This is a genomic window from Streptomyces sp. S3(2020), assembly GCF_013044505.1.
Taxonomy (GTDB): Bacteria; Actinomycetota; Actinomycetes; order Streptomycetales; family Streptomycetaceae; genus Streptomyces.
In genome coordinates this window covers 1-19,107 of the sequence record NZ_JABERD010000020.1, presented here as the reverse complement: position 1 = coordinate 19,107, position 19,107 = coordinate 1, and the positions used below count along the sequence as shown (strand labels likewise).

At 68.6% G+C, this 19,107-nt stretch carries 17 protein-coding genes and 2 pseudogenes; 9 read left to right on the top strand and 10 right to left on the bottom strand.

Annotated features, from left to right (window positions below; all coding sequences use genetic code 11):
- Positions 1–25: 25 nt before the first annotated feature.
- Complete coding sequence (locus HLK59_RS09590) at positions 26–1,837, top strand: amidohydrolase (protein WP_171140889.1); 1,812 nt, start codon at positions 26–28, stop codon at positions 1,835–1,837.
- 47 nt (positions 1,838–1,884) lie between these two features.
- Here the strand turns inward: HLK59_RS09590 and HLK59_RS09585 are convergent, their stop codons facing one another.
- Entirely contained in the window at positions 1,885–2,352 is a 468-nt protein-coding gene (locus tag HLK59_RS09585; protein ID WP_171140888.1) for a MarR family transcriptional regulator, read from the bottom strand.
- Between the two features lie 145 nt (positions 2,353–2,497).
- On the opposite strand from HLK59_RS09585, the gene HLK59_RS09580 reads away from it, so the two are divergent.
- A complete protein-coding gene (locus HLK59_RS09580) occupies positions 2,498–3,628 on the top strand; it encodes an extracellular solute-binding protein (RefSeq protein WP_171140887.1) in 1,131 nt (376 codons plus the stop codon).
- Between the two features lie 100 nt (positions 3,629–3,728).
- On the opposite strand, the gene HLK59_RS09575 is transcribed toward HLK59_RS09580, so the two are convergent.
- Together HLK59_RS09575 and HLK59_RS09570 are read right to left on the bottom strand one after the other, a co-directional pair.
- Entirely contained in the window at positions 3,729–5,285 is a 1,557-nt protein-coding gene (locus HLK59_RS09575; protein ID WP_240982295.1) for an amino acid permease, read from the bottom strand.
- A 69-nt stretch (positions 5,286–5,354) separates the two neighbouring features.
- Positions 5,355–6,146: a glucose 1-dehydrogenase gene (locus HLK59_RS09570; protein WP_171140886.1), complete on the bottom strand. Its 792-nt coding sequence runs from the start codon at positions 6,144–6,146 to the stop codon at positions 5,355–5,357.
- Between the two features lie 178 nt (positions 6,147–6,324).
- Here HLK59_RS09570 and HLK59_RS09565 point away from each other — a divergent pair, with 178 nt between their 5' ends.
- Both HLK59_RS09565 and HLK59_RS09560 read left to right on the top strand, forming a co-directional pair.
- The gene (locus HLK59_RS09565) at positions 6,325–7,086 is read left to right on the top strand and encodes an SDR family oxidoreductase (protein ID WP_346779681.1); all 762 of its coding nucleotides are present in this window, start codon (positions 6,325–6,327) and stop codon (positions 7,084–7,086) included.
- 116 nt (positions 7,087–7,202) lie between these two features.
- Positions 7,203–8,774, top strand: a complete 1,572-nt coding sequence (locus HLK59_RS09560; RefSeq protein ID WP_171140885.1) for a PucR family transcriptional regulator — start codon at positions 7,203–7,205, stop codon at positions 8,772–8,774.
- Positions 8,775–8,847: 73 nt separating this feature from the next.
- Here the strand turns inward: HLK59_RS09560 and HLK59_RS52330 are convergent, their stop codons facing one another.
- From HLK59_RS52330 to HLK59_RS09540, 4 genes are all read right to left on the bottom strand, one after another.
- The gene (locus HLK59_RS52330; RefSeq protein ID WP_171140884.1) at positions 8,848–9,042 is read right to left on the bottom strand and encodes a hypothetical protein; all 195 of its coding nucleotides are present in this window, start codon (positions 9,040–9,042) and stop codon (positions 8,848–8,850) included.
- Positions 9,043–9,075: 33 nt separating this feature from the next.
- Positions 9,076–9,486 carry a hypothetical protein gene (locus HLK59_RS09550; protein WP_171140883.1) on the bottom strand — a complete coding sequence of 137 codons (411 nt, stop codon included), beginning with the start codon at positions 9,484–9,486 and terminating at the stop codon, positions 9,076–9,078.
- A gap of 236 nt (positions 9,487–9,722) precedes the next feature.
- Positions 9,723–10,613, bottom strand: a complete 891-nt coding sequence (locus tag HLK59_RS09545; protein ID WP_171140882.1) for an AraC family transcriptional regulator — start codon at positions 10,611–10,613, stop codon at positions 9,723–9,725.
- Positions 10,614–10,727: 114 nt separating this feature from the next.
- Entirely contained in the window at positions 10,728–14,003 is a 3,276-nt protein-coding gene (locus tag HLK59_RS09540; protein WP_346779680.1) for a discoidin domain-containing protein, read from the bottom strand.
- A 575-nt stretch (positions 14,004–14,578) separates the two neighbouring features.
- Between HLK59_RS09540 and HLK59_RS09535 the strand changes: the two genes are divergently transcribed.
- From HLK59_RS09535 to HLK59_RS09520, 3 genes and pseudogenes are all read left to right on the top strand, one after another.
- Positions 14,579–14,830 carry a hypothetical protein gene (locus HLK59_RS09535; protein ID WP_206326964.1) on the top strand — a complete coding sequence of 84 codons (252 nt, stop codon included), beginning with the start codon at positions 14,579–14,581 and terminating at the stop codon, positions 14,828–14,830.
- 65 nt (positions 14,831–14,895) lie between these two features.
- A pseudogene (locus tag HLK59_RS09530) lies at positions 14,896–15,404 on the top strand (LLM class flavin-dependent oxidoreductase); the annotation flags it as partial.
- A 294-nt stretch (positions 15,405–15,698) separates the two neighbouring features.
- Positions 15,699–16,202, top strand: coding sequence for a MarR family transcriptional regulator (locus HLK59_RS09520; protein ID WP_171140880.1), 504 nt, complete (start codon positions 15,699–15,701; stop codon positions 16,200–16,202).
- A 467-nt stretch (positions 16,203–16,669) separates the two neighbouring features.
- Here the strand turns inward: HLK59_RS09520 and HLK59_RS09515 are convergent, their stop codons facing one another.
- Entirely contained in the window at positions 16,670–17,077 is a 408-nt protein-coding gene (locus HLK59_RS09515) for a helix-turn-helix domain-containing protein (RefSeq protein ID WP_171140879.1), read from the bottom strand.
- A gap of 78 nt (positions 17,078–17,155) precedes the next feature.
- Between HLK59_RS09515 and HLK59_RS09510 the strand changes: the two genes are divergently transcribed.
- Together HLK59_RS09510 and HLK59_RS09505 are read left to right on the top strand one after the other, a co-directional pair.
- Positions 17,156–17,869 carry an SDR family oxidoreductase gene (locus HLK59_RS09510; protein ID WP_171140878.1) on the top strand — a complete coding sequence of 238 codons (714 nt, stop codon included), beginning with the start codon at positions 17,156–17,158 and terminating at the stop codon, positions 17,867–17,869.
- 112 nt (positions 17,870–17,981) lie between these two features.
- Entirely contained in the window at positions 17,982–18,236 is a 255-nt protein-coding gene (locus HLK59_RS09505) for a hexameric tyrosine-coordinated heme protein (RefSeq protein ID WP_171140877.1), read from the top strand.
- Between the two features lie 189 nt (positions 18,237–18,425).
- On the opposite strand, the gene HLK59_RS09500 is transcribed toward HLK59_RS09505, so the two are convergent.
- A complete protein-coding gene (locus tag HLK59_RS09500) occupies positions 18,426–18,695 on the bottom strand; it encodes a DUF1622 domain-containing protein (protein WP_171140876.1) in 270 nt (89 codons plus the stop codon).
- Positions 18,692–18,937 (bottom strand): annotated as a pseudogene (locus HLK59_RS09495) (DUF1622 domain-containing protein); the annotation flags it as partial. The gene HLK59_RS09500 and the pseudogene HLK59_RS09495, both read right to left, overlap by 4 nt.
- Between the last annotated feature and the right edge of the window lie 170 nt (positions 18,938–19,107).

The following is a 19,107-nucleotide window of genomic DNA, read 5'->3' as shown; positions in this document are numbered from 1 at the left end:
CCACCGCGCGCAGAAGGGCAGCAGGATGACCGATGAGACAGCCTCTGGGCGGCACCTTTCCCGACGGGGTGCGCTGGCCGTCGCCGGCGCGGGTGTGGTCGCTGCCACCGGGGTCCAGCTGTCCGCGCCGCAGACCGCGACGGCGGCGCGGCGGGTGGCGGACGTGATCCTCGTCAACGGCCGTGTCACCACGCTGGACCGGAGAAAACCCTCGGTGTCCGCACTCGCGGTGAGCGGCGGACGGATCCTCGCCACCGGCAGCGACTTCGAGGTACGCCGATTCGCCGGGCGCGGCACGCGGGTGATCGACCTGCGTGGCCGGCGGGTCGTTCCCGGTCTGAACGACTCCCACACCCACATGATCCGCGAAGGCCTCGTCTACACGAGTGAGCTGTCCCTGGCCGGCGTCACCTCGGTGGCCGACGCCCTGCGCCTGATCAAGTTCCAGGCCGACCGCACACCGGCGCCGCAGTGGATCCGTGTCGTCGGCAGCTTCACCAAGTGGCAGTTCCGCGAGCAGCGTCTACCGACGCTGGCCGAGCTCAACGCCGCCGTTCCGGACAAGCCCGTACTGCTGCTGCACCTGTACGACCGTGCCCTGCTGAACCAGACCGCGGTACGCCTCCTGGGGATCACCGCCAGCACTCCGGCTCCGCCCGGGGGCCAGATCGAGGTGGACGCGGCGGGCAACCCGACCGGTCTGCTGCTGGCCAAGCCCAGTCCGGTCATACTCAACGCCACCCTGGCACGGCTGCCCGCACTTGATCCGGAGAGCCAAGTCCTCTCCACCAGGCTCTACATGCGTCACCTGAACGCGAGAGGCGTCACCAGCATCACCGACGCGGCGGGCGGCGGAACCCTCTACCCGGACCACTACAGCGTCGTCAACCAGCTCCACGCACAAGGCGAGTTGACGGTCCGCATCGGCTACCACCTCTACCCGCGCGCACCCGGCACCGAGTTCGACAACTTCCGGGAGTTCGTCGCGACGCAGAAGGTAGGGGGCGACGGCTTCCTCAAGATGGCCGGAGCGGGCGAAGTCGTGGTGTTCGACGCGGTCGACTTCGAGAACTTCGAGGAACCCCGGCCGAATCTGCCCTCCACCATGGACGCCCGGCTGCGGGACATCCTGGCGCTGTTCGCCGAGCACGAATGGCCGTTCCGGCTCCACTCCACGTACGACGAGTCCGCCACACGGCTGTTGAACAACATCGAGCAGGTCTACGGTCCCACCGGCCCCGAGAGCGGCTTCATCATCGATCACGGCGAGACGCTCACCGACGCGACCATCGACCGGATCGCGGGACTCGGCGGCTCGATCGCCGTCCAGCACCGGATGGCGTTCGTGGGCGAGACGTTCCAGCAGCGATACGGAGCACGCGCCGCCGCGCACACTCCCCCGGTCCGCCGCATCCTGCACAGCGGAGTCCCGGTCGGCCTCGGCACCGACGCCACCCGCGCCGCCAGCGACAACCTCTGGATCGCGCTGTACTGGATCACGACGGGCCGCACCCTCGGCGGCACCCGGCTCTACCGGTCGGACAACACGCTGGACCGTGTCGAAGCCCTGCGGCTGCTCACGCAGGGCAGCGCGACCCTGTCGAAGGAGAGCAAGGACAAGGGAACGCTCGCCCCCGGAGCCCTCGCCGACCTCGCGGTGCTCACGGAGGACTACCTCAGGGTCCCGGACTCACGCATCCCCGGAATCGAGTCGGTGCTCACCATGGTCGACGGCCGGATCGTGCACGCGGGCGCGGAGTTCGGCAAGCTGAATCCCCCGCTGCCTGCCGTACAGCCGTCCTATTCACCCTTGTTGACGGGAGCGAACCGGCTCTGAGCGCGGAACCGGCTCCGAGCTCGGAGGAAGTGGATCGGACGCGGCCTTCACGGGCCCTGCGTCGTCCCGCGCGGGGTGCTCGCCAGCAGCTTCGTCACCAGCTCGCGCAGGATCAGCCGCTCGACCGGGGTGAGGGGGGCGAACAGATCGCCGGTCAGCTGGGGCACATGCGCGGCGAGGGCCCGGTCCAGCAGGGTCCTGCCGTGCTCGGTCGCCTCCAGCAGGACGGCCCGACGGTCGTCGGGGTGGGGGTGGCGGACCAGGAGGCCCGCTTCCTCCATGCGGGAGATGAGTCGGGTGAGCCCGCCCGAGGTGAAGGACAGGTCCTCGGCCAGGCGGGCACCGGTGGTGCGCTGCCCGGGGTACCGAGCCAGGCGCAGCAGCACCTCGAACTCCGAACCGCCCAGCCCCGACGCCTCCCGGATCACCCGCTCGGCACGCCCGCCGATGGTGTCCGTCAACCGCAGCACGTCGCCGTACAGCACGACCGCCTCGTGGTGAACCAGGTCACTCATATAGCTGACAGTACAGCAGTAATGGTCGACCGATCAGGTGACCATCTGGCTCTCATCTGGCACATCCCTGTTCTTGAAGGTTGAAATAAACCTGCCGCAGCAGCTAAATTTCCCGCGGAACATCCACCGCACCGAAGGAACGGACATGCCAGTAGGACGACGCCAGGTACTCGTCGGGGGCTCGCTCACGGCGGCCGGAATCGCCATCGGCACCACAGCCGGACATGCGGCCACCGCCCGGGGCGGGCATCCGCCCGAGGTCACCGAGGAGACCAGGAGCCTTCAGCGGCTGTACCGCGAGGCGAAGGCGGAGGGCGGCACCCTCACCGTCTACGCGGGCGGCGACACCGCCACCCAGCAGGACGGCAACAAGGCGGCCTTCGAGAAGGCGTTCCCCGGCGTCACGCTGAACATCGTCGTCGACTACAGCAAGTTCCACGACGCCCGCATCGACAACCAGCTCGACACGGGCACCCTCGTCCCCGACGTCGTCCAGCTCCAGACCCTCCAGGACTTCCCGCGCTGGAAGCGCGAAGGCGTACTGCTGCCCTACAAGCCCGCCGGGTTCTCCCGGGTCCACCCCGCCTTCAAGGACCCCGACGGCGCCTGGACGGGCATCTTCGTCGACGCGTTCTCGACCATCTACAACGTCGACAAGGCGGGCGCCAAGCCGCCCACTACGGCCGGGGCGCTGCTCGACCCACAGTGGAAGGGGAAGATCGTCTCGACGTTCCCGAACGACGACGACGCCGTCCTCTACCTGTACAAGCTGATCGTGGACAAGTACGGCTGGGACTGGCTGCGCCGGTTCGTCGCCCAGGACGTGCACTGGGTACGCGGTACGCAGGAACCCGCCGACGAGGTCGAGGCGGGCACCAAGGCGGTCGCCCTCGGCACCGACGGCATGCTCACCCCGGCCGCCGGGGTCAAGACCCGCTTCGTCGTCCCGAAGCACGACCCCTTCATGGCGTGGGCCCAGCGTGCCGCCATCTTCAAGGGCGCGAAGCACCCGGCCGCCGCCAAGCTCTACCTCAACTGGTGGCTGTCCAAGCAGACCCAGTCCGACTTCTACATGTGGTCCGTCCGCACCGACGTGGCCCCGCACACCGGTTACCGCCCCATCTGGGACTACCCCAACGCCAACCTCGACGGCTTCGCCCACTTCATGGCCGACCGTGCCCTCGTCGAGCGTTTCCGCCAGCAGGTCACCCTCTACGTCGGTGAGGTGACCGGGGCGCCGTCGCCGGGATGGCTCGGTCTCCATCCCGGACGCTAGGGCCTGTTGCGGGTCCTGGCCGGTGCAGTGAACACCGCTCGTCGGGCCCGGGCGCAGGAGGTCTCCTTCCCTGCAACCCGGGCCCGACGGCGGTGTGCGGTCAGCTGCCCTTGAGGTCGCGCTCGATGGCGGCGAGTTCGTCCGCGGAGCCCTGGACCTTCGGGCCGTTGAACCAGTTGCGGGCCGACACCAGCCACCAGACCCCGGCGAACCCCAGGACCACCAGCACCGCCACGGGCGCGTAGTTGAAGGTCTTCGTCGTGACCGGGCTGACCTGCGGGAGCATGAACAGGACGGTGACGAAGCCGACCCAGCCGACGGCGATGACCGAGATGGGCTTGCTCCAGCGGCCCAGCTGCCAGGGGCCGGGTTCGAAGTCGTCGCCCTGGCGCAGCCGCAGGTAGATGGGGATGACGTACGCGATGAACAGTCCGATGACGGCGATGGACGTCACGGCGGCGTACGCGGTGGGGTTGATCAGGTAGGGCAGGCCGAGCAGGAAGGCGCCGCCGGAGGCGAGCCAGACCGCGTTGGTCGGGGTGCGGGTGTGGTCGCTGATCTTGTGCCAGATGCGGGAGCCGGGCAGGGCCCCGTCGCGGGAGAAGGCGTAGATCATGCGGGAGTTGGCGGTCACCGACGACATGCCGCAGAAGAACTGGGCGCCGATGACGATGAGCAGGAGCAGCTTGCCGCCGGTCGCGCCGAGCGCGTCGAGGAAGATCTGCACCGGGGGCACTCCGGTGCTGCTGCCGAGTGCGCCGTCGTAGGACTGGATGGCGAAGGTGACGCCGATGAGCAGGATCCAGCCCGCGACCAGCGACACGATGATGGAGTTGACGATGCCGCGCGGCCCGGAGCGGGCGGCGTCATGGGTCTCCTCGGTCATGTGGGCGGAGGCGTCGAAGCCGGTGAGGGTGTACTGGGCGAGCAGCAGGCCCAGGAGCGAGACGTAGAGGCCCGAGCCCCAGCCCGTGTTGTTGACGAAGTGGCCGAAGACGAAGCCCGCGGACTGGTGCTTGCCGGGGAAGACGACCAACGCCAGGACGACGACGGCGACGCCGATGACCTGCCACCAGACGCTGATGTTGTTGAGCAGGGCGACGACCCTGACCCCGCGCACGTTCAGCAGGGCGTGGACGAGCAGGACGATGCCGAACAGCAGGACGGTGTGGCCGGGGGTGGCGGCGAAGCCGAACTGGAGGTCCAGGAAGGCGTTGAGGAACTGGGCGAGACCGAAGTCGATGCCGGCGGTGACGGCGACCTGGCCGAGGAAGTTGAACCAGCCGGTGAACCAGGCCCAGGCCGGGCCGTTGCTCTTGGCGAGCTTGGCGGCCCAGTAGTAGAGGCCGCCGGCGGTCGGATAGCTGGAGCAGACCTCCGCCATGCCGAGGCCCACGGTGAGGGTGAGCAGGCCGACGATCGGCCAGCCCCACACCATGACGGCCGGGCCGCCGGTGTTCATGCCGAAGCCGTACAGCGTCATGCACCCGGAGAGGATGCAGATGATGGTGAAGGAGACGGCGAAGTTGGAGAACGGCGACATGCTGCGCTCCAGCTCCTGGGCATAGCCCAGGGCGTGGAGGCGGGCCTCGTCGTCGCTCGCCTCGTGCGGTCTGTCCAGGGTCGGCTCGCCCTGCCCTGCTGTGTCGGAAGCCATGGAAACCCCTTGTTCTGGTGTGCCGGAGGAGAGGGGGACGGGGGTACGGCTGCGGGTGAGGACGGAGGGCTACTGGGAGGTCATGCCGCCGTCGACGGCGACGACGCTGCCCGTCATGAAGCTGGCCTCGTCGGAGGCGAGGAAGAGTGCCACGTTGGCGATCTCGCGTGGCTCGCCGGGCCGGCCGATCGGCTGGAAGGAGTCGATGGTGTCGTACACCTGTTGGAGCCCACCGAGGAGTTCGGCGTGGGCGTGGTTGATGGGGGTGTCGACCCAGCCCGGGCAGATGACGTTGCAGCGGATGTTCTGCTTGGCGTAGTCGAGCGCGACACCCTTGGTCAGCATCACGCTCGCACCTTTGGACGCAGAGTAGACCGTGAGGAAGGGCTCGCTGACAAGCCCGTTCACGCTGGAGATGTTGACGATCGACCCGCCGCCCTGCGCCAGCATGTGCGGGATGACCGCCCGGCAGCCGTACAGCTGGCCCTTGACGTTCACGTCCAGCGTCCGGTCGATGATGTCGTCCGGGACCTCGTGCAGCAGCCCCGGCAGATTCACTCCGGCGTTGTTGACCAGCACGTCGACCCGTCCCCACAGCGCGACGGTGGCCCGGACCATGCCGTCCACGGCGGCGCTGGAGGACACGTCGACCGTGTGGGGCTCGGCTGTCCCGCCGGCCTCGGTGATCTCGGCCGCGGTGTGCGCGGCGGCGTCGGCCGACAGGTCCGCGCACAGCACCCGTCCGCCCTCCTCGGCCAGCCGGTGGGCGGTGGCCCTGCCGATACCGGAGCCGGCGCCGGTGACGATGCAGACCTTGCCGGCGACCCGGCCCTCGGTCGTGCGGGGAGGTGGGGTGGTCATGGAGCCTCTTCCGGTTGTGCTCTTTGGTCGATTCCCCAATCACGGTCGGTCCACAGGCCTCTGTGTCCGACCGGGGATGCCACAATGCTGCGGTGAGCACAGCATCGTGTCATTGGACAATTGCCCAATACTCTCTGGCCCGCGCCGTGGAATGTTCTGAACGGATGGGTGGTCCGGAGTGATCGACCTGACCGGGAAGGTCGCCGTCGTCACCGGCGCCGCCAGCGGGATCGGCCGGGCCATCACCCGTGGTTTCGTGGCGGCCGGGGCGAGGGTCGTGGCGGCGGACATCGACGAGGCGGGGGCGGCCCGTACGGCCGAGCTGTGCACGGATCCGGGGGCGGTGGTGCCGCTGCGCGCGGACGTCTCCGATCCGGCCGATGTCGCCGCGGCCGTCGAGACGGCCGAGCGGACCTGGGGCCGGCTCACCACCATGGTCAACAACGCGGCCGTCTCCATCCCCGGCAACGTCCTGGAGACGTCGGTCGAGGATTTCGACCGCATGCTGGCGGTCAACCTGCGCGGGGTCTTCCTCGGCTGCAAGTACGCCGTACCCGCGCTGCTGCGGGCCGGCGGCGGCTCGATCATCAACATGGGCTCAGTCAACAGCCTGGTCGCCGAACCCGTTCTGGCCGGGTACACCGCGAGCAAGGGCGGTGTGCTGATGCTGACCAAGGCCGTCGCCCGCGACTTCGCCACCCGGGGCGTGCGCTGCAACTGCGTCTGCCCCGGCTGGGTCGACACCCCCATCAACCTCGCGCACGCCGAGCGCATGGGCGGTATCGAGGCCGTCCGCGACGGACTGCCGGACTGGCAGCCCATCGGACGCGAGGGCAGACCGGACGAGATCGCGTCGGTCGCCCTGTTCCTCGCCTCCGACCTCTCGACGTTCATGACCGGGTCCGCGGTGGTCGCCGACGGCGGCATGACAGCGATCTGACACCCCCGGCGAGGCCGTCCCGATGACGGTCTCGATGACCGTGCCGACAAACCCGGCCGACAGACCCGGCCGAGACTCCCGACCTCGCAGACAACGCATCCGACAGGAGCCCTCCGATGAGCGGCACCCTCGACTCACTGGCCACGGCCCTGGGCAGCGACGTGCTGCGCGCCGTACTGCTCCCCGAGCCCTCGCTCGCGGTCGACAGCGTGCGCATCCACGAGCCCTCGGACGCGCAGTCCCCGGCGCTCGGCGAGGTCGTCCTGGCCGTCGGCACGCACGAGGCGGCGCCGATCACCAACCTGCTGCGCACCCTGCGCGGCAGCGTCGCCGCGCTGGCCGTCAAGTGCCGGGTGGAGGACGACACCGAGGTGCTCGGCGCCGCCGCCGAACACGGCTGCGGGGTGCTGATCCTGGACGACGGCATCGACTGGCTACAGGCGGCGGCACTGGTCCAGGGCACGATCACCGAACACGCCGGACGGTCCGAGACCGACGACGACCGGACCGGTGACCTCTTCGCGCTCGCCGATCTCGCGGCCACGGCCGTCGGGGGTCCGGTGACCGTCGAGGACACGCGCGGCTGGCTTCTGGCCTACTCCAGCGACCAGCGGGGCGGCGACGCCGTACGGACCGAGACCCTGATGAACCGGCGGGCCCCGGCCGACTTCGGCCGTGCTCTCGCCGCGCACGGCGTCCCCCAGGAGATCGCCCGCAGTGACTCCCCCGTCCCCGTCCGGGGAATCGGCGAGGGCGCCGCCGACCGGCTCGCGGTGGGGCTGCGCGCCGGAAGCTTCGCGCTGGGCACGATGTGGGCCGTGGTCGACCGGCCCGACGAGCGCGGGACGACCGCCTTCGCCCAGGTCGCGCACCGGGTCTCCCTCCAGCTCATGCGCCGCCGCACCGAGGACTACCGGGGCCATCGCGTCGAGATGGAGCAGCTGGCCGTGCTGCTGCACGGCAGCCCCGCGGTGACAGGCGCCGCCGACGCGGTGGAGCTGCCGCCCGGAGCCCACTGGGTCGCGGCGCTGGCCCTCGCCCCGCACGACCCGGCCGAACGGGCGGTGACCCGCTCCCGCCTTGAGCAAGGGCTCGCGTTGACCCAAAGGGGGCCCGAACTCACCGTCCACGCGGGCCAGTTGTCCAACCTCTGGTATCTCGTCCTCACGGTCGCCCGGCCCCGCGAGTCCTCCGCCGAACTGGTCCTCTCCTGGCTGCGGGATCTGCTCGGCGGTGCGGGCCGTGACCGTATGCCGGTGCACGCGGGCGTCGGCGCGGTGGCGCACGGCCAGAGTGAGCTGCCGCGCTCCCGGAAGGAGGCCGAACGGGCTCTGGCCGTCGCCCGGCTGACCCCCGGGCCCGGCGATCCGCTCGCCTTCGACGACTGCTGGGCCCGCGCGGCCCTCGTCCGGGTCCTGGAACCGGCGGTCGTGGCCGACCTGGAGAGCGTCACGCCCCTGCGGCGCCTGAAGGAACAGGACGCCGCCCACGGCACCGAGTACGTGCCGACACTGAGCGCCTGGCTGAAGCACCAGGGCAATGTCCGTGGTGCGGCTGAGGAACTGCACGTCCACACCAACACCCTGCGCTACCGCCTGGGCAAGATCGAGGAGGCGGCGGGAATCGACCTGGGCGACTCCGACGTACGGCTGGTACTGGCCCTTCAGCTCAAGGCACTCGGCACCTGACCGTACGGGCGCGCCCGTCGCCGTTCAGGTGAGCGCGTCCACACGCCCTACTTCGAGCAGTTCCCGAACGCCGTCACAGTTCCCCAAGCGCGTCATCGCCGAGGGCGACCTCGTCGCCGTCAACAACAACGACAGGGCCAGCCCCGACGACCGGGCCAACGCCGTCGTGGACCTCTTCCGGGTCCGTAACGGCCTGATCGTCGAGCGTTCTGACCCTCATCCGGCCGGGCCGTGCGTCCTCACCCCACTTCGCGACCGGAACGCCCAAGGCACCCACCGACTTCACTGAGAACGGCGCGGTTCACGGAGGCGGAACCGTCGCCGTGCGGCGGTGGTCGTAGGCCCACTGCGCGGCTTGCCGGGCGAGACCGACCGGGTCCGGTTCCGAGGTGTCCCGTTGAGGAGCTCGCTCTGGGAAGCTGCCGAAGTGACGGCGCATGTACCAGCCGAGCGGCTCCTGCGTGGACGTGTGGTGGGTGAGCTGACGCATCTGCTGCGACGTCGGCTCGGCGCACAGATGGGCGAGGCTCGCCTCGGTGCTGATCACTTCCGCGCCGTCGAGGTAGGCGCTCCCGCTCCCGCTCCCGTGCAGAGTGGTCGCCGTTGGCGTGCGTGAGCACCACGGTCTGCGGCGTCGTCCCGGCCGGCAGGACCCGCCCTGCGCCGCGTCCAGCAACTGCCGGGTGAGTGGCTCGCCGTACGGAGTGTCCACCAGAGCCGCCTCCGCGCCGGAGGCCACGAGCAGGCATTGGCGAAGCCCCACGTGCCTGCCACGCGCGGAACCCACAGGTGGAGGCCCTCGGTCACTTGGAGGAGATCGGAAGAGTGCCTATGGGTACTGCCGTTTCCACCGAGTGAGCTTGGGCAAGGTCTGTTTCGTGCTAGCCCTGGTGCGTCGGGTGCTAGGAACCGGCTGCGGGCACACGAGTCCCGGCTGTCCACGGAGGTTCACGATGCGTCCATAAAACGCCTGCGGTAGTCGGACGGACTCATGCCGGTGTGGGCACGGAAGCGGCGGGCGAACAGGTTCGCGTCCGGCCAGCCGACCTCACGGCCGACGTGGCTGACGGACAGATCGGTGTGCAGCAGCAGGTCCGAGGCCATCGCGGCTCGGTGCTGGGACAGATAGGCCATCGGCGGCAGGCCGGTGACCGACTTGAAGCGCCGGGCCAGGTACCCCGCCGACACATGCAGATCGGCGGCCAGTTCGGACACCGTCCAGGGCTGCGCGGGCCGGGACTCCAGCAACCGCATGGCCTGGGCCACCGCCGGGTGCGTCCGGGCGCTCTCCTGCGCGCCGTTCGGCAGTGTCACGACCGCCACGCGCGCCAGGGCGCTGAGAAGAAGGGTCAGACGGCCGACGAGGTCCCCTCGACGCAGCCGGACGGGCGCGTGCCGCAGCGCGTTCAGGGCGTCCAGATGCGGCAGGCACTCCTGCAGGGCGGGCGCCCCGAGACGGAAGCTCAACAGACCCTTTCGGTCCACAGCGCGTGGGCCCCGCCACAGCAGATGGCCGAGCAACGGGTCCTCCCGCATCCACGCGAGTTCCCGCAGCAGGAGGTCCGCACTGAAGCAGCAGTTGTAGACGGTGAGCTGACGGCAGCCCTCGTAGCCGTGCCACAGCCCGGGACGCAGCACGAGTACGTCCCCGACCTGTAGCGTCCGGCGCCCGGCCGGAGAGAGATGGACCCCCTCACCCTCGATGACGACGACGACCTCCACATAGCTGTGGGTGTGCAGCGCGAAGTCGCCCTCGTGGAGGTAGGGCCCGGCATACGCCTGCGCTCCGTGAGTGAGGAAGAACAGGCCCCGCGCTCGGGCCACTGGTGGCTGTTCCATGCGCACTGATATACACCGTCGTTCCTCGTTGTTCCTCTGCCGCTTCTCTGCGGATCCGTGGCCCGGGCCCGGGCTGTGGTGTGGGGGCCGTCCACGACGGCCCCCACACACCGGTCAGCCGACGCGCAACTCCGCGAGCTGCAACCGGTAGTTGGTCGTCTCGTCCGCAGCCGGGGCGCCCAACCGGGTCACCAGGATGCGGAGATGACGGGCCGTACTGTCGGTGAGGGTGTAGGTCTGTGCGACTCCAGCCGGATTCGCCTGCCCGGTGACCGCCCGTACCGTGGTCCAGTCACCACTGCCGTGCGGCCGCGTCTGGACCGCGAAGTCGACCGGGAACCCCGCGCTGCCGCCACCGACTCCCCCGGTGCCGGTGCGCGGGTACAGGACGAGACTGCGGATCGGCCGGTCGGCCCCGAGGTCGACCTGCAACCAGGTGGGGTTGCCGCTGATGTCCGCGGACTTCACGGGGTTACTGGTGTAGCCACGGGCGCCGGCGACGCTCGTGGTGTTCCCGTCCAGGACGTACATCGGGTGCCAGTCATTGTTGAAGAGGGGGTTGTCGGCCGTCACTGTCCGAGCCACGGGTGGCACCTGCAGTTCGGCGAGTTGCAGGCGGTACTTCTCCGGCTCGTCGTTGGCGGGGCTGCCCAGCCTGGTGGCGTGGACGCGCACATGGCGCGCGGTGGTGGGCCTGAAGCCGTAGGTCTGCGGTGTTCCGTCGGGGTTGGCCTGCCCGGTGACCGTGCGTACCGTCGTCCAGTCGCTGGTGGTGCCGGGCCGGGTCTGAATGGTGAAGTCGACCGGGAAGCCGGCCGTGCCGCCACCGACCGCGGGGGTGTCGCTGCGGGGCATCAGACGCACTGCGTCGATGAACGAGTCCGCGCCCAGATCGGCCTGGACCCAGATGGGCGAGGCGGTCACGTCCGCCGCGGTGACGTGGTTGCTGGTGTAGCCCTTCGCGCCGGAGACACCGGCGATGACACCGTCCGTGAGGCGGTTGACACCCCAGTCCCTGTTCTCCAGGGAGTTGTTCGAGGTGACGGTCCTGCGCTCGGCCAGATTGTCCGGCGCGGTGGCACCCGATCCGGTGGAGTCGAAGTTCCACGTGCCGGGCTCGACGGTGAAGTACACGTAGTCGGTGTCCTTACCGGAGTAGGTCAGGCCGCTGACGCTGCCGGTCGATGACCCCCCGGTGTAGACGGTGGTACCGCCCGCCTTGATCGTGACACCGGACATCGAGAAGGTGGGGACACCGACCTTCGCGCGGGTTCCGGACGGCGAGGTGACCGCCATGGTCAGGCGGTTGTTGGTCTTTCGGTCGAGGTCGACGGTGATCATCCCTTTGACGCTGGGCACCTTCGTCGTGAGGGCTGTGAGGCTGCCCATCCGGGGGACGACCTGGTACGTGGTGTAACCGGGATCCGTGGGCCTGACGCCGGCGGCATAGGCGGACAGCGCGAACAGGGGCCCGCCGCTCCAGGCGTGGTTCTGTGTGCCGCCGCCGCCCTTGGTCCAGTACTCCCACAGTGTGTGTCCGGGGTCGTACACCTGGGCGGCCCACCGGGTCTTCATCCGGGCCTCGGCGGTGTGCGGGAAGCCCATCCGGTACAGCGCCTCCAGCACGTAGAACTCCATGTACGGGCTGGAGTTGAAGTGTCTGGTGAGGACCGTGTTGATCGCCTGGTGGTCGGCGGCCCTCGCGAGTCCGGCCACGACGGCCAGGGCGTTGCCCCGGTCGTCGGTGTCCCCGGTGTATCCCGGTGAGCGGTACTCCTGGCGCGCGGTGTCCCACAGGACCCGGTTGAAGTTGTCGGAGATGCTCTTCTTCCGCGCCTCCCAGCCGGCCACATCGGCGTCGTTGCCGCTGAGGGCGGCCAGCTTGATGGTGGTGTCCAGGGCCATGTAGTACCAGGCGTTGTCCAGGACGCGCTTGTCGAAGTTGTTGCCCCAGTCGGGCCAGTCCCAGTCGCCGGCACGGTGGTTGACGAGCCCGGCGGAGTCCAGTGTGTAGAGGTCGAGGTACTTCTTGACCGCCGGGTAGGTGTGGGTGATCGCGTCGGCGTCACCCGTGTACGTGTAGTACTCCCAGAACGACCAGATGGCGGCCAGCGACTGCAACGGCAGCTCCGACGCCCAGGTGCCCGGTATCGGCGAGAACAGCGGACCGTTGGGCTTCTGCCAGGCGACCAGGTTGTCGATCGCCTTCCTGGTCATGGCGTACACGCGGGTGTCGAAGGTGTAGAAGCCCTGCCGGAACTGGTGGACGGCATCGCCCCACCACTGCCCACGCTCCCGGTCCGGGCAGTCCAGGTAGGTGTCGCGCAGGTTGACGTACATGGTGCGGGCTGCCTTCTGCCACAGGACGTCGAAGTACGGGTCGCTGCTCCGGAACGAACCGACGAAGTCCGTCGGATACCCGCTCTCCCGGTAGGACAGCTCCAGGATCGTCACCGAGCCGGGGATCGTGTACTCGACGGTGGTGCCGTTCATCCAGGCGAGCGCCTCGAACTCCTGCACACCGCCGGTGGTGATGTAGGTGGCGCGGACGGAGTTGCCGCCGTTGTCGTTGTTGTAGTGGTCGGTCTGGATACCGATGGTCTCGCCGGCGGGGGCATCCACCTTGAGGTACGGCGTGATCTGGATGTTGGTGGGCAGCCGGGCGACGATCGGAGTACCGCCCTGACCGGCCGACGGCAGTGACGTGTCATTGGTGTACCTGGTCAGGGAGCCGAACCTGAAGGGTGGGATGGGCCGCTTGGCGAGGGCGTTCCATGGCGCGGCTCCGAGTGCGCCCTTGTCCGTCGCGGTCGGCCAGCCCGCGTCGGAGAACGTCGGCAGAGTCCAGTCCTTCATGCCTGTGGCGTCGCGCGCGTCGTAGTACACGTTGCCTTCGGGGATGCGGTAACTCGGCTGGCCCCCAGCGGTGTTGTTCTTGTATCCGGCGTGCGGTGTGACCCGCCACGAGGTGTCGCTGACCAAGGTGGTGGTCGAAGCGCCGGCCGTGATCGAGGACGAGAACAACAGGCCGCCCTGTCCGCTGTCCTTGTGCGAGAAGGCGCTCTTGCCGAAGTACCAGGCGAGGATCGCGACGGTGTTCCTGCCACTGCTCAGGTACGGGGCCAGGTCGATCTCGTCGTAGTACGTGTCGTTCGGCGCAGGACCCCGCTTGAGACCGCCCTCGAACGTGACCAGCTGCCCGTTGACCCACAGCCAGTACTTGCTGTCCACGGCGATCGCCGTGACGGCGGAGCCGGGCGCCCCGTCCAGGGTGAACGTCTTGCGGAACGCCACCCACTGGTTGGGGGAGCTGGCCGGGGACCAGATCCAGCGTGCGCTCGCCGACGGTGCGGCCGAGGCCGGGCCCGCGGACACGACGCTGTTCACCACGGTTGCCCCAACGAGCCCCAGCGCCATGGAAGTCACTGCTCGGCGACTGTACCTGCGGGGTCCGTTGTCAGACCCGGGGTGTTCGTGAAGATGATTCATTGCGGCATCCTCTGTGCGGGAGGGAATGAGCGGGATTTATGAAACGATTCATCTATGCGATCCACAGACGTCACCTAACGCGTCAGGGAATGATTGAATCGTTTAAATCCAGGAATTTTGATCAGGCTATTAAGTTCCGCGACGCGGTGTCAATAGGGCGGGAATGAATCAATCGCATGCTTCCACTCCACCAACAGGGGAATTAGCACAAGGCATACCGCGATTAGCATTAAACCGACCTCATTGTTTTCGGGAGCGAAAAGGGTGGGGTCGTCACCCCGAGGCCGCGTTCACAGAACTGACGACTCGCCAGCACCCTCGGAGGTACTGCGACTCGCGCCATGGAGGTCGGCACCGGTCCAAGCCCACGGGGCTCTTCCGCGAGTACGCGCGTACCGCGTGCACCGGTCAACTCGTCACCGCCCTCAGCGCTGCATGTGCCCCGCCTCGATGACCACCAGATCTCCTCCCACGGCATGCGTCTCTTGGCGGTGACAGCCGTGCAGAACGGCTTTCACGCGCAACGGGCGGGACATGTCTTCGACGGAACCGACGTCGGCGGACCCGGAATGGTCCTGGTCGAGGACAGCGTGATCCGTGACATGGACTTCACCGGAGCCGCTCCGCCCGAAGACGCGACGATGTCGGACTCGGGCCCGGACGGGTGGCTGCGTCCCGGCCTGTTCGGCAAGGTGCCCCGCCAGGCCAGGCTCGCCTACGACCGGTGATCCACGCCCAGTCCGCGCGCCTACCGGACTCGTGCCCCTGCCGAGGGACACGACGCACACTCCCCATCAGGCCGGCGATCCCCGCGTCCACCGAGCCCGAACGGTTCAAGACCATGGCAGCGAAAGCACAGCAGGCCGAGAAGGCAGATCTGGACGTCTTCGCCACGGTCGAGCACCACAGCCTGCCGTTCGTGGCCTCCTCCCCGACCGCGGTACTCGGCTATCTCACGGCAAGGACATCCGTGAGGGCGTCGTCCTCACCATCGAGAACTACGCGCTCCTGCACCGACTGTGGCGGGAGGAAGTCGTGGGCTGAGAAGGCAGGTTTCGAACGCCCCTGCATGGCTTCGCCTTGGTCCCGCACCCCCCTTTGTCTGGCACGGCTCGATCCGTTCCCCGGAAAGCACGGAGCAGTCCACTTCGACGACTCCGCCGTACACGGCAACGGGCCGTCCATGAAGGAGGTCACCGACCGAACTCTGTCGACCGTCGGTTCTCAGCAGCAGGCGGTCGAGAAGACGTTGTCGTTCCGCGCGTAGCGGGCGACTACCGGCGCCAACTGGCCCTGATCGACGTCGAGGATGCCGAACTGCGTGACCTCGCCGTGGAGATCGTCCGTGCCGGAGGCGCGCCCCGACCCAGCCTCGGCCTCGTACAGCGGACTGTCCAGCCCTTCCGTGACGATCTCGACGAGGACGCGTCGGCGGGCGAACCGGGTGCGGCCTGTGGGTCTCGGTGTAGTGCCGACGCACTGATCCACCGGCTCCGGAACAAGGGAACGATCAGGGGTAGCCACGGTGGAGCCGAGGGAACAGAACATGCGGACAATGATTGTAACGACAATCATCCAGTGACGTATCATCCCGGCATGGATGAGAACCGCCCCCTGGATGCCGCGCAAGAGCACGCCTGGCTCGCACTGCTGAAGGGTCACCCATTGCTCGTGAACCATCTCGACGCCGGTCTGCGAGAACGCTCGAACCTGTCCCTGATCGACTACGGCATCCTCGCCGAACTGGCGCAGACGCCTGAGCGCCGACTGCTGATGGCGGCGCTGGCCCGCTCCGTGGTGTACAGCCGGAGCGGCCTGACCAGGCTGGTCGACGGGCTGGAAAGCCGTGGACTGGTCATCCGGGAACGCCTCGCCACCGACCGCCGCTCCTGGTACGTGATCCTCACCGACGAGGGCCTGACGGCACTCGAACAGGCTCGGCCCCACTACCTGGCGGATGTCAGCGACCACTTCGTCTCCCTCATCACCCCGGAGCAGGTCAAGGCCATCGCCTCCGCGTTCGGGGCCGTCATCGCCGATCTGGCCCCCGACCATGAGGAACTGCGCAAGTACCACCCCGACAGCGAGAACTCTCCCTGAGCGTCCGCGCGGGCAGCTGCGGCTGCGGCTGCGGCTGCGGCTCTCCGGTGGTCGTCGCGCTCCCGTCCTGTCGGCATCGAGCCGAGCCCGCTGATCCGTCGCCCGGCAGCAGGCCTCACGGGACGGTGACGGTCGCGCGCGTGCCGGGCGGATGCCTCGTTGGCACCAGACCTTCGAGGTCTCTTCGACGAGGGCCGCGGTTCGGCGCCTTCGACCGTCAACATTTGCCCTTTGATCGCTCGTTGGTGCCGGCGGCGCGAGGGGCACCGCACGCTCTTGGGGCAGGCGTTCACGGAGTACGGACGGATCGCCAGAACCCTGCGCTGGACTAGGACGTGGCCTGCCCCTCCCCGTTCAAGCACGTCAACCTCAACTGCCCGGGCCGCTACAGCTTTGCCGACTGCCCGCAGTCGTCCTGGGGAAGGGATGCGCTCGGTCCCGGGTGTCCTGCCGGAGTGGGCGTGGGGTCAGCGGGTGTCGTAGTTGCGGCGCGAGTCCTCGATCTCGTCGTTGTGGTCGGTGACCCACTGGGCCAGGGCGCGGACGGTCTCGCGCAGGCTCTCTCCGAGCGGGGTGAGCTGGTATTCGACGCGCGGGGGGACTTCGGCGTAGACGGTGCGGGAGACGATGCCGTCGCGTTCGAGGTGGCGCAGGGTCAGAGTGAGCATGCGTTGGGAGACGCCGGGGACACGCTGGTGCAGGATGCCGAAGCGCAGGGGTCCCTGGCTGAGGATGCCGATGACCAGGACCGACCACTTGTCACCGATCCGGTCGAGGGTCTCCCGGAATCCGCGGCCGTTGTCGGGCCAGGTTTCGCACGGGTGCGGCGTGATGTCGGAGATCTGGTCAGGATGGCCGGTGTGCTTTGCGAACATCAATGTGCCTTTTGTGAGGTTGCCGATACATCCCTACGGTGGGGTTACGCACTCATCGTAAGCAATCGAGGTAGAGGCATGTCTTCCGCCGTTCCCGCCCTTCCCGCCGTCGCAGTAGTCGGCGCCGGTCCCGGTCTGGGCCGGGCAATCGCCCGCCGCTTCGGCACCGCCGGGCACCCTGTCGCCCTGATCTCCCGTAACGCCGACAAGCTGGAGGGCATCCGCGACGGCCTGGACGCCGAGGGCGTCTCGGCACGCGCCTATCCCGCCGACGTGACCGACGCGGACTCCCTGACGAGCGCGCTGGACAAGGCGGCAGCCGATCTGGGCAGGATCGGCGTCCTGTCCTACAGCCCGGCCCCCACCTTCCCCGCGACGGCAGGTGAGGTCCCGGACCTCAAGGCGCTGGGCTTCACCGCCGCGGCGGAAACCACTGCCGAATCGGTGCGCCCGATGTTCGACATGCTCGTCGGCGGCGCGCTCACCGCCGCCGCGGCGGTCCTGCCGGGCATGCGCGAAGCCGGCGACGGCGCGCTGCTGTTCACCACCGGCACCACCGCCGTACTGCCCATACCGGGCATGAGCAACAGCGGCATCGCGCTGTCCGGCCTGCGTTCCTGGGCGCGCGGACTCCACGCTGATCTCGCAGGTGAGGGCGTCTGGGTCGGGCACCTGTCCATCGGTCTGCCGATCGTGCCCGGCACGGGTGAGGGAGACCCCGACGTACTCGCCGATCGCTGGTACCAGTTGGCGCGGGACCGCGACTCTTTTGAGACCACAGTCGGTTTCTGACCCCTCCTCAATCCGGCGCGCGGTGGACTCCTGATTCGGTTCGGTCACTCCTTCGTCTCCGTGAAGCGTGTCAGGGCCCGTCCGGGCTCAGGTCGGAGGCCGCAGTGGCGTCATGGACCGCGTACCCGAAGAGGGCTTGGTCCTGGTCCCCGGCAACTCCCTGATCACGAGTTCTCCGGAAGAGGGACGGGCACTGGCTCTGACGCTGGCCCGTCACACCGTTCACAACATCCAGCCCGATCTGGACGTGCTGAAGGGTGGCCGACCGAATTACTCCACCACCCCGGAAAGCCTCATGCACGCCACGCAGGTGGTGGCCATCGAGTTCCAGACGATCGCGGCCGCCAACAACTACTGGCGGCCGTGAGGGGCGACACCTGAGTCCGGAAGCCGACGACACCTGTCGTCCAGGGCGATGAAGTCGACGGCTTCCGGTCCGCGGTCTGTCTTACGCCCGCCTTGCGCTGACCCCACCTTGTTCGCGACCGCCGCCGTCAGGGGCCGGTCGGGCACCGTGCGGAGGCGTTACCCGGTCCGGGCACGGGGCCGCGGACTGTCACGGGGAACCTGGCCGTACCTGCTGCCGGTTCGGTCCCGTTCGCAGGCCTGCGTTGACCAGTATCCGTACGCCGATGACGGCCGCGGCGGTGGCGAGGGAAGCCCACGAGGGCTGGCCTGCGAGGCGGATGAGGCCGGCGGCCACGAGGAAGTCCGTCAGCACCGCCACGCCGGGCTGCACCCGGCGGCGCCGCAGGCTCACGCAGACCGCGCTGACCAGTCCGAACGCCGTGGTCAGAACGGCGGCCTGAGTCATCAGCCCGGTCACGGGGCGGTTCCGGAAGCCGTCGGGCCGGCCTGAGGGGAGAGCCGCTCGATCTCCTGGCGCTCCTGTTCGATCTCCCGGCCGAGGAAGTAGTTCAGCCCGGTCCGGATCGCGGCGATCGCGGCCAGCTGGCCGATCTCCGTGTACGAGGGCGCGATCGCCGTACGCAGGATGTCTCCGGCGAGCTGGAACTCAAGACCCAGGGCCAGGAAACGGCCGAGGGTCAGCCGGATCCGGTTGAAGCCGAAGGCAGTGCCCTCAGGCTATCGCCGGTCTCTTATACACAACTGAAGCTGCCCACGACCTGCAAACCATAGATCACGGGGGGGTCCAGAGGAGTATAAAAAACAAAGAGGACAGAGAAAGAACGCCGGAGAGGCGACTGACAATCAATAAACCAAGAAAGTGAGAAAAG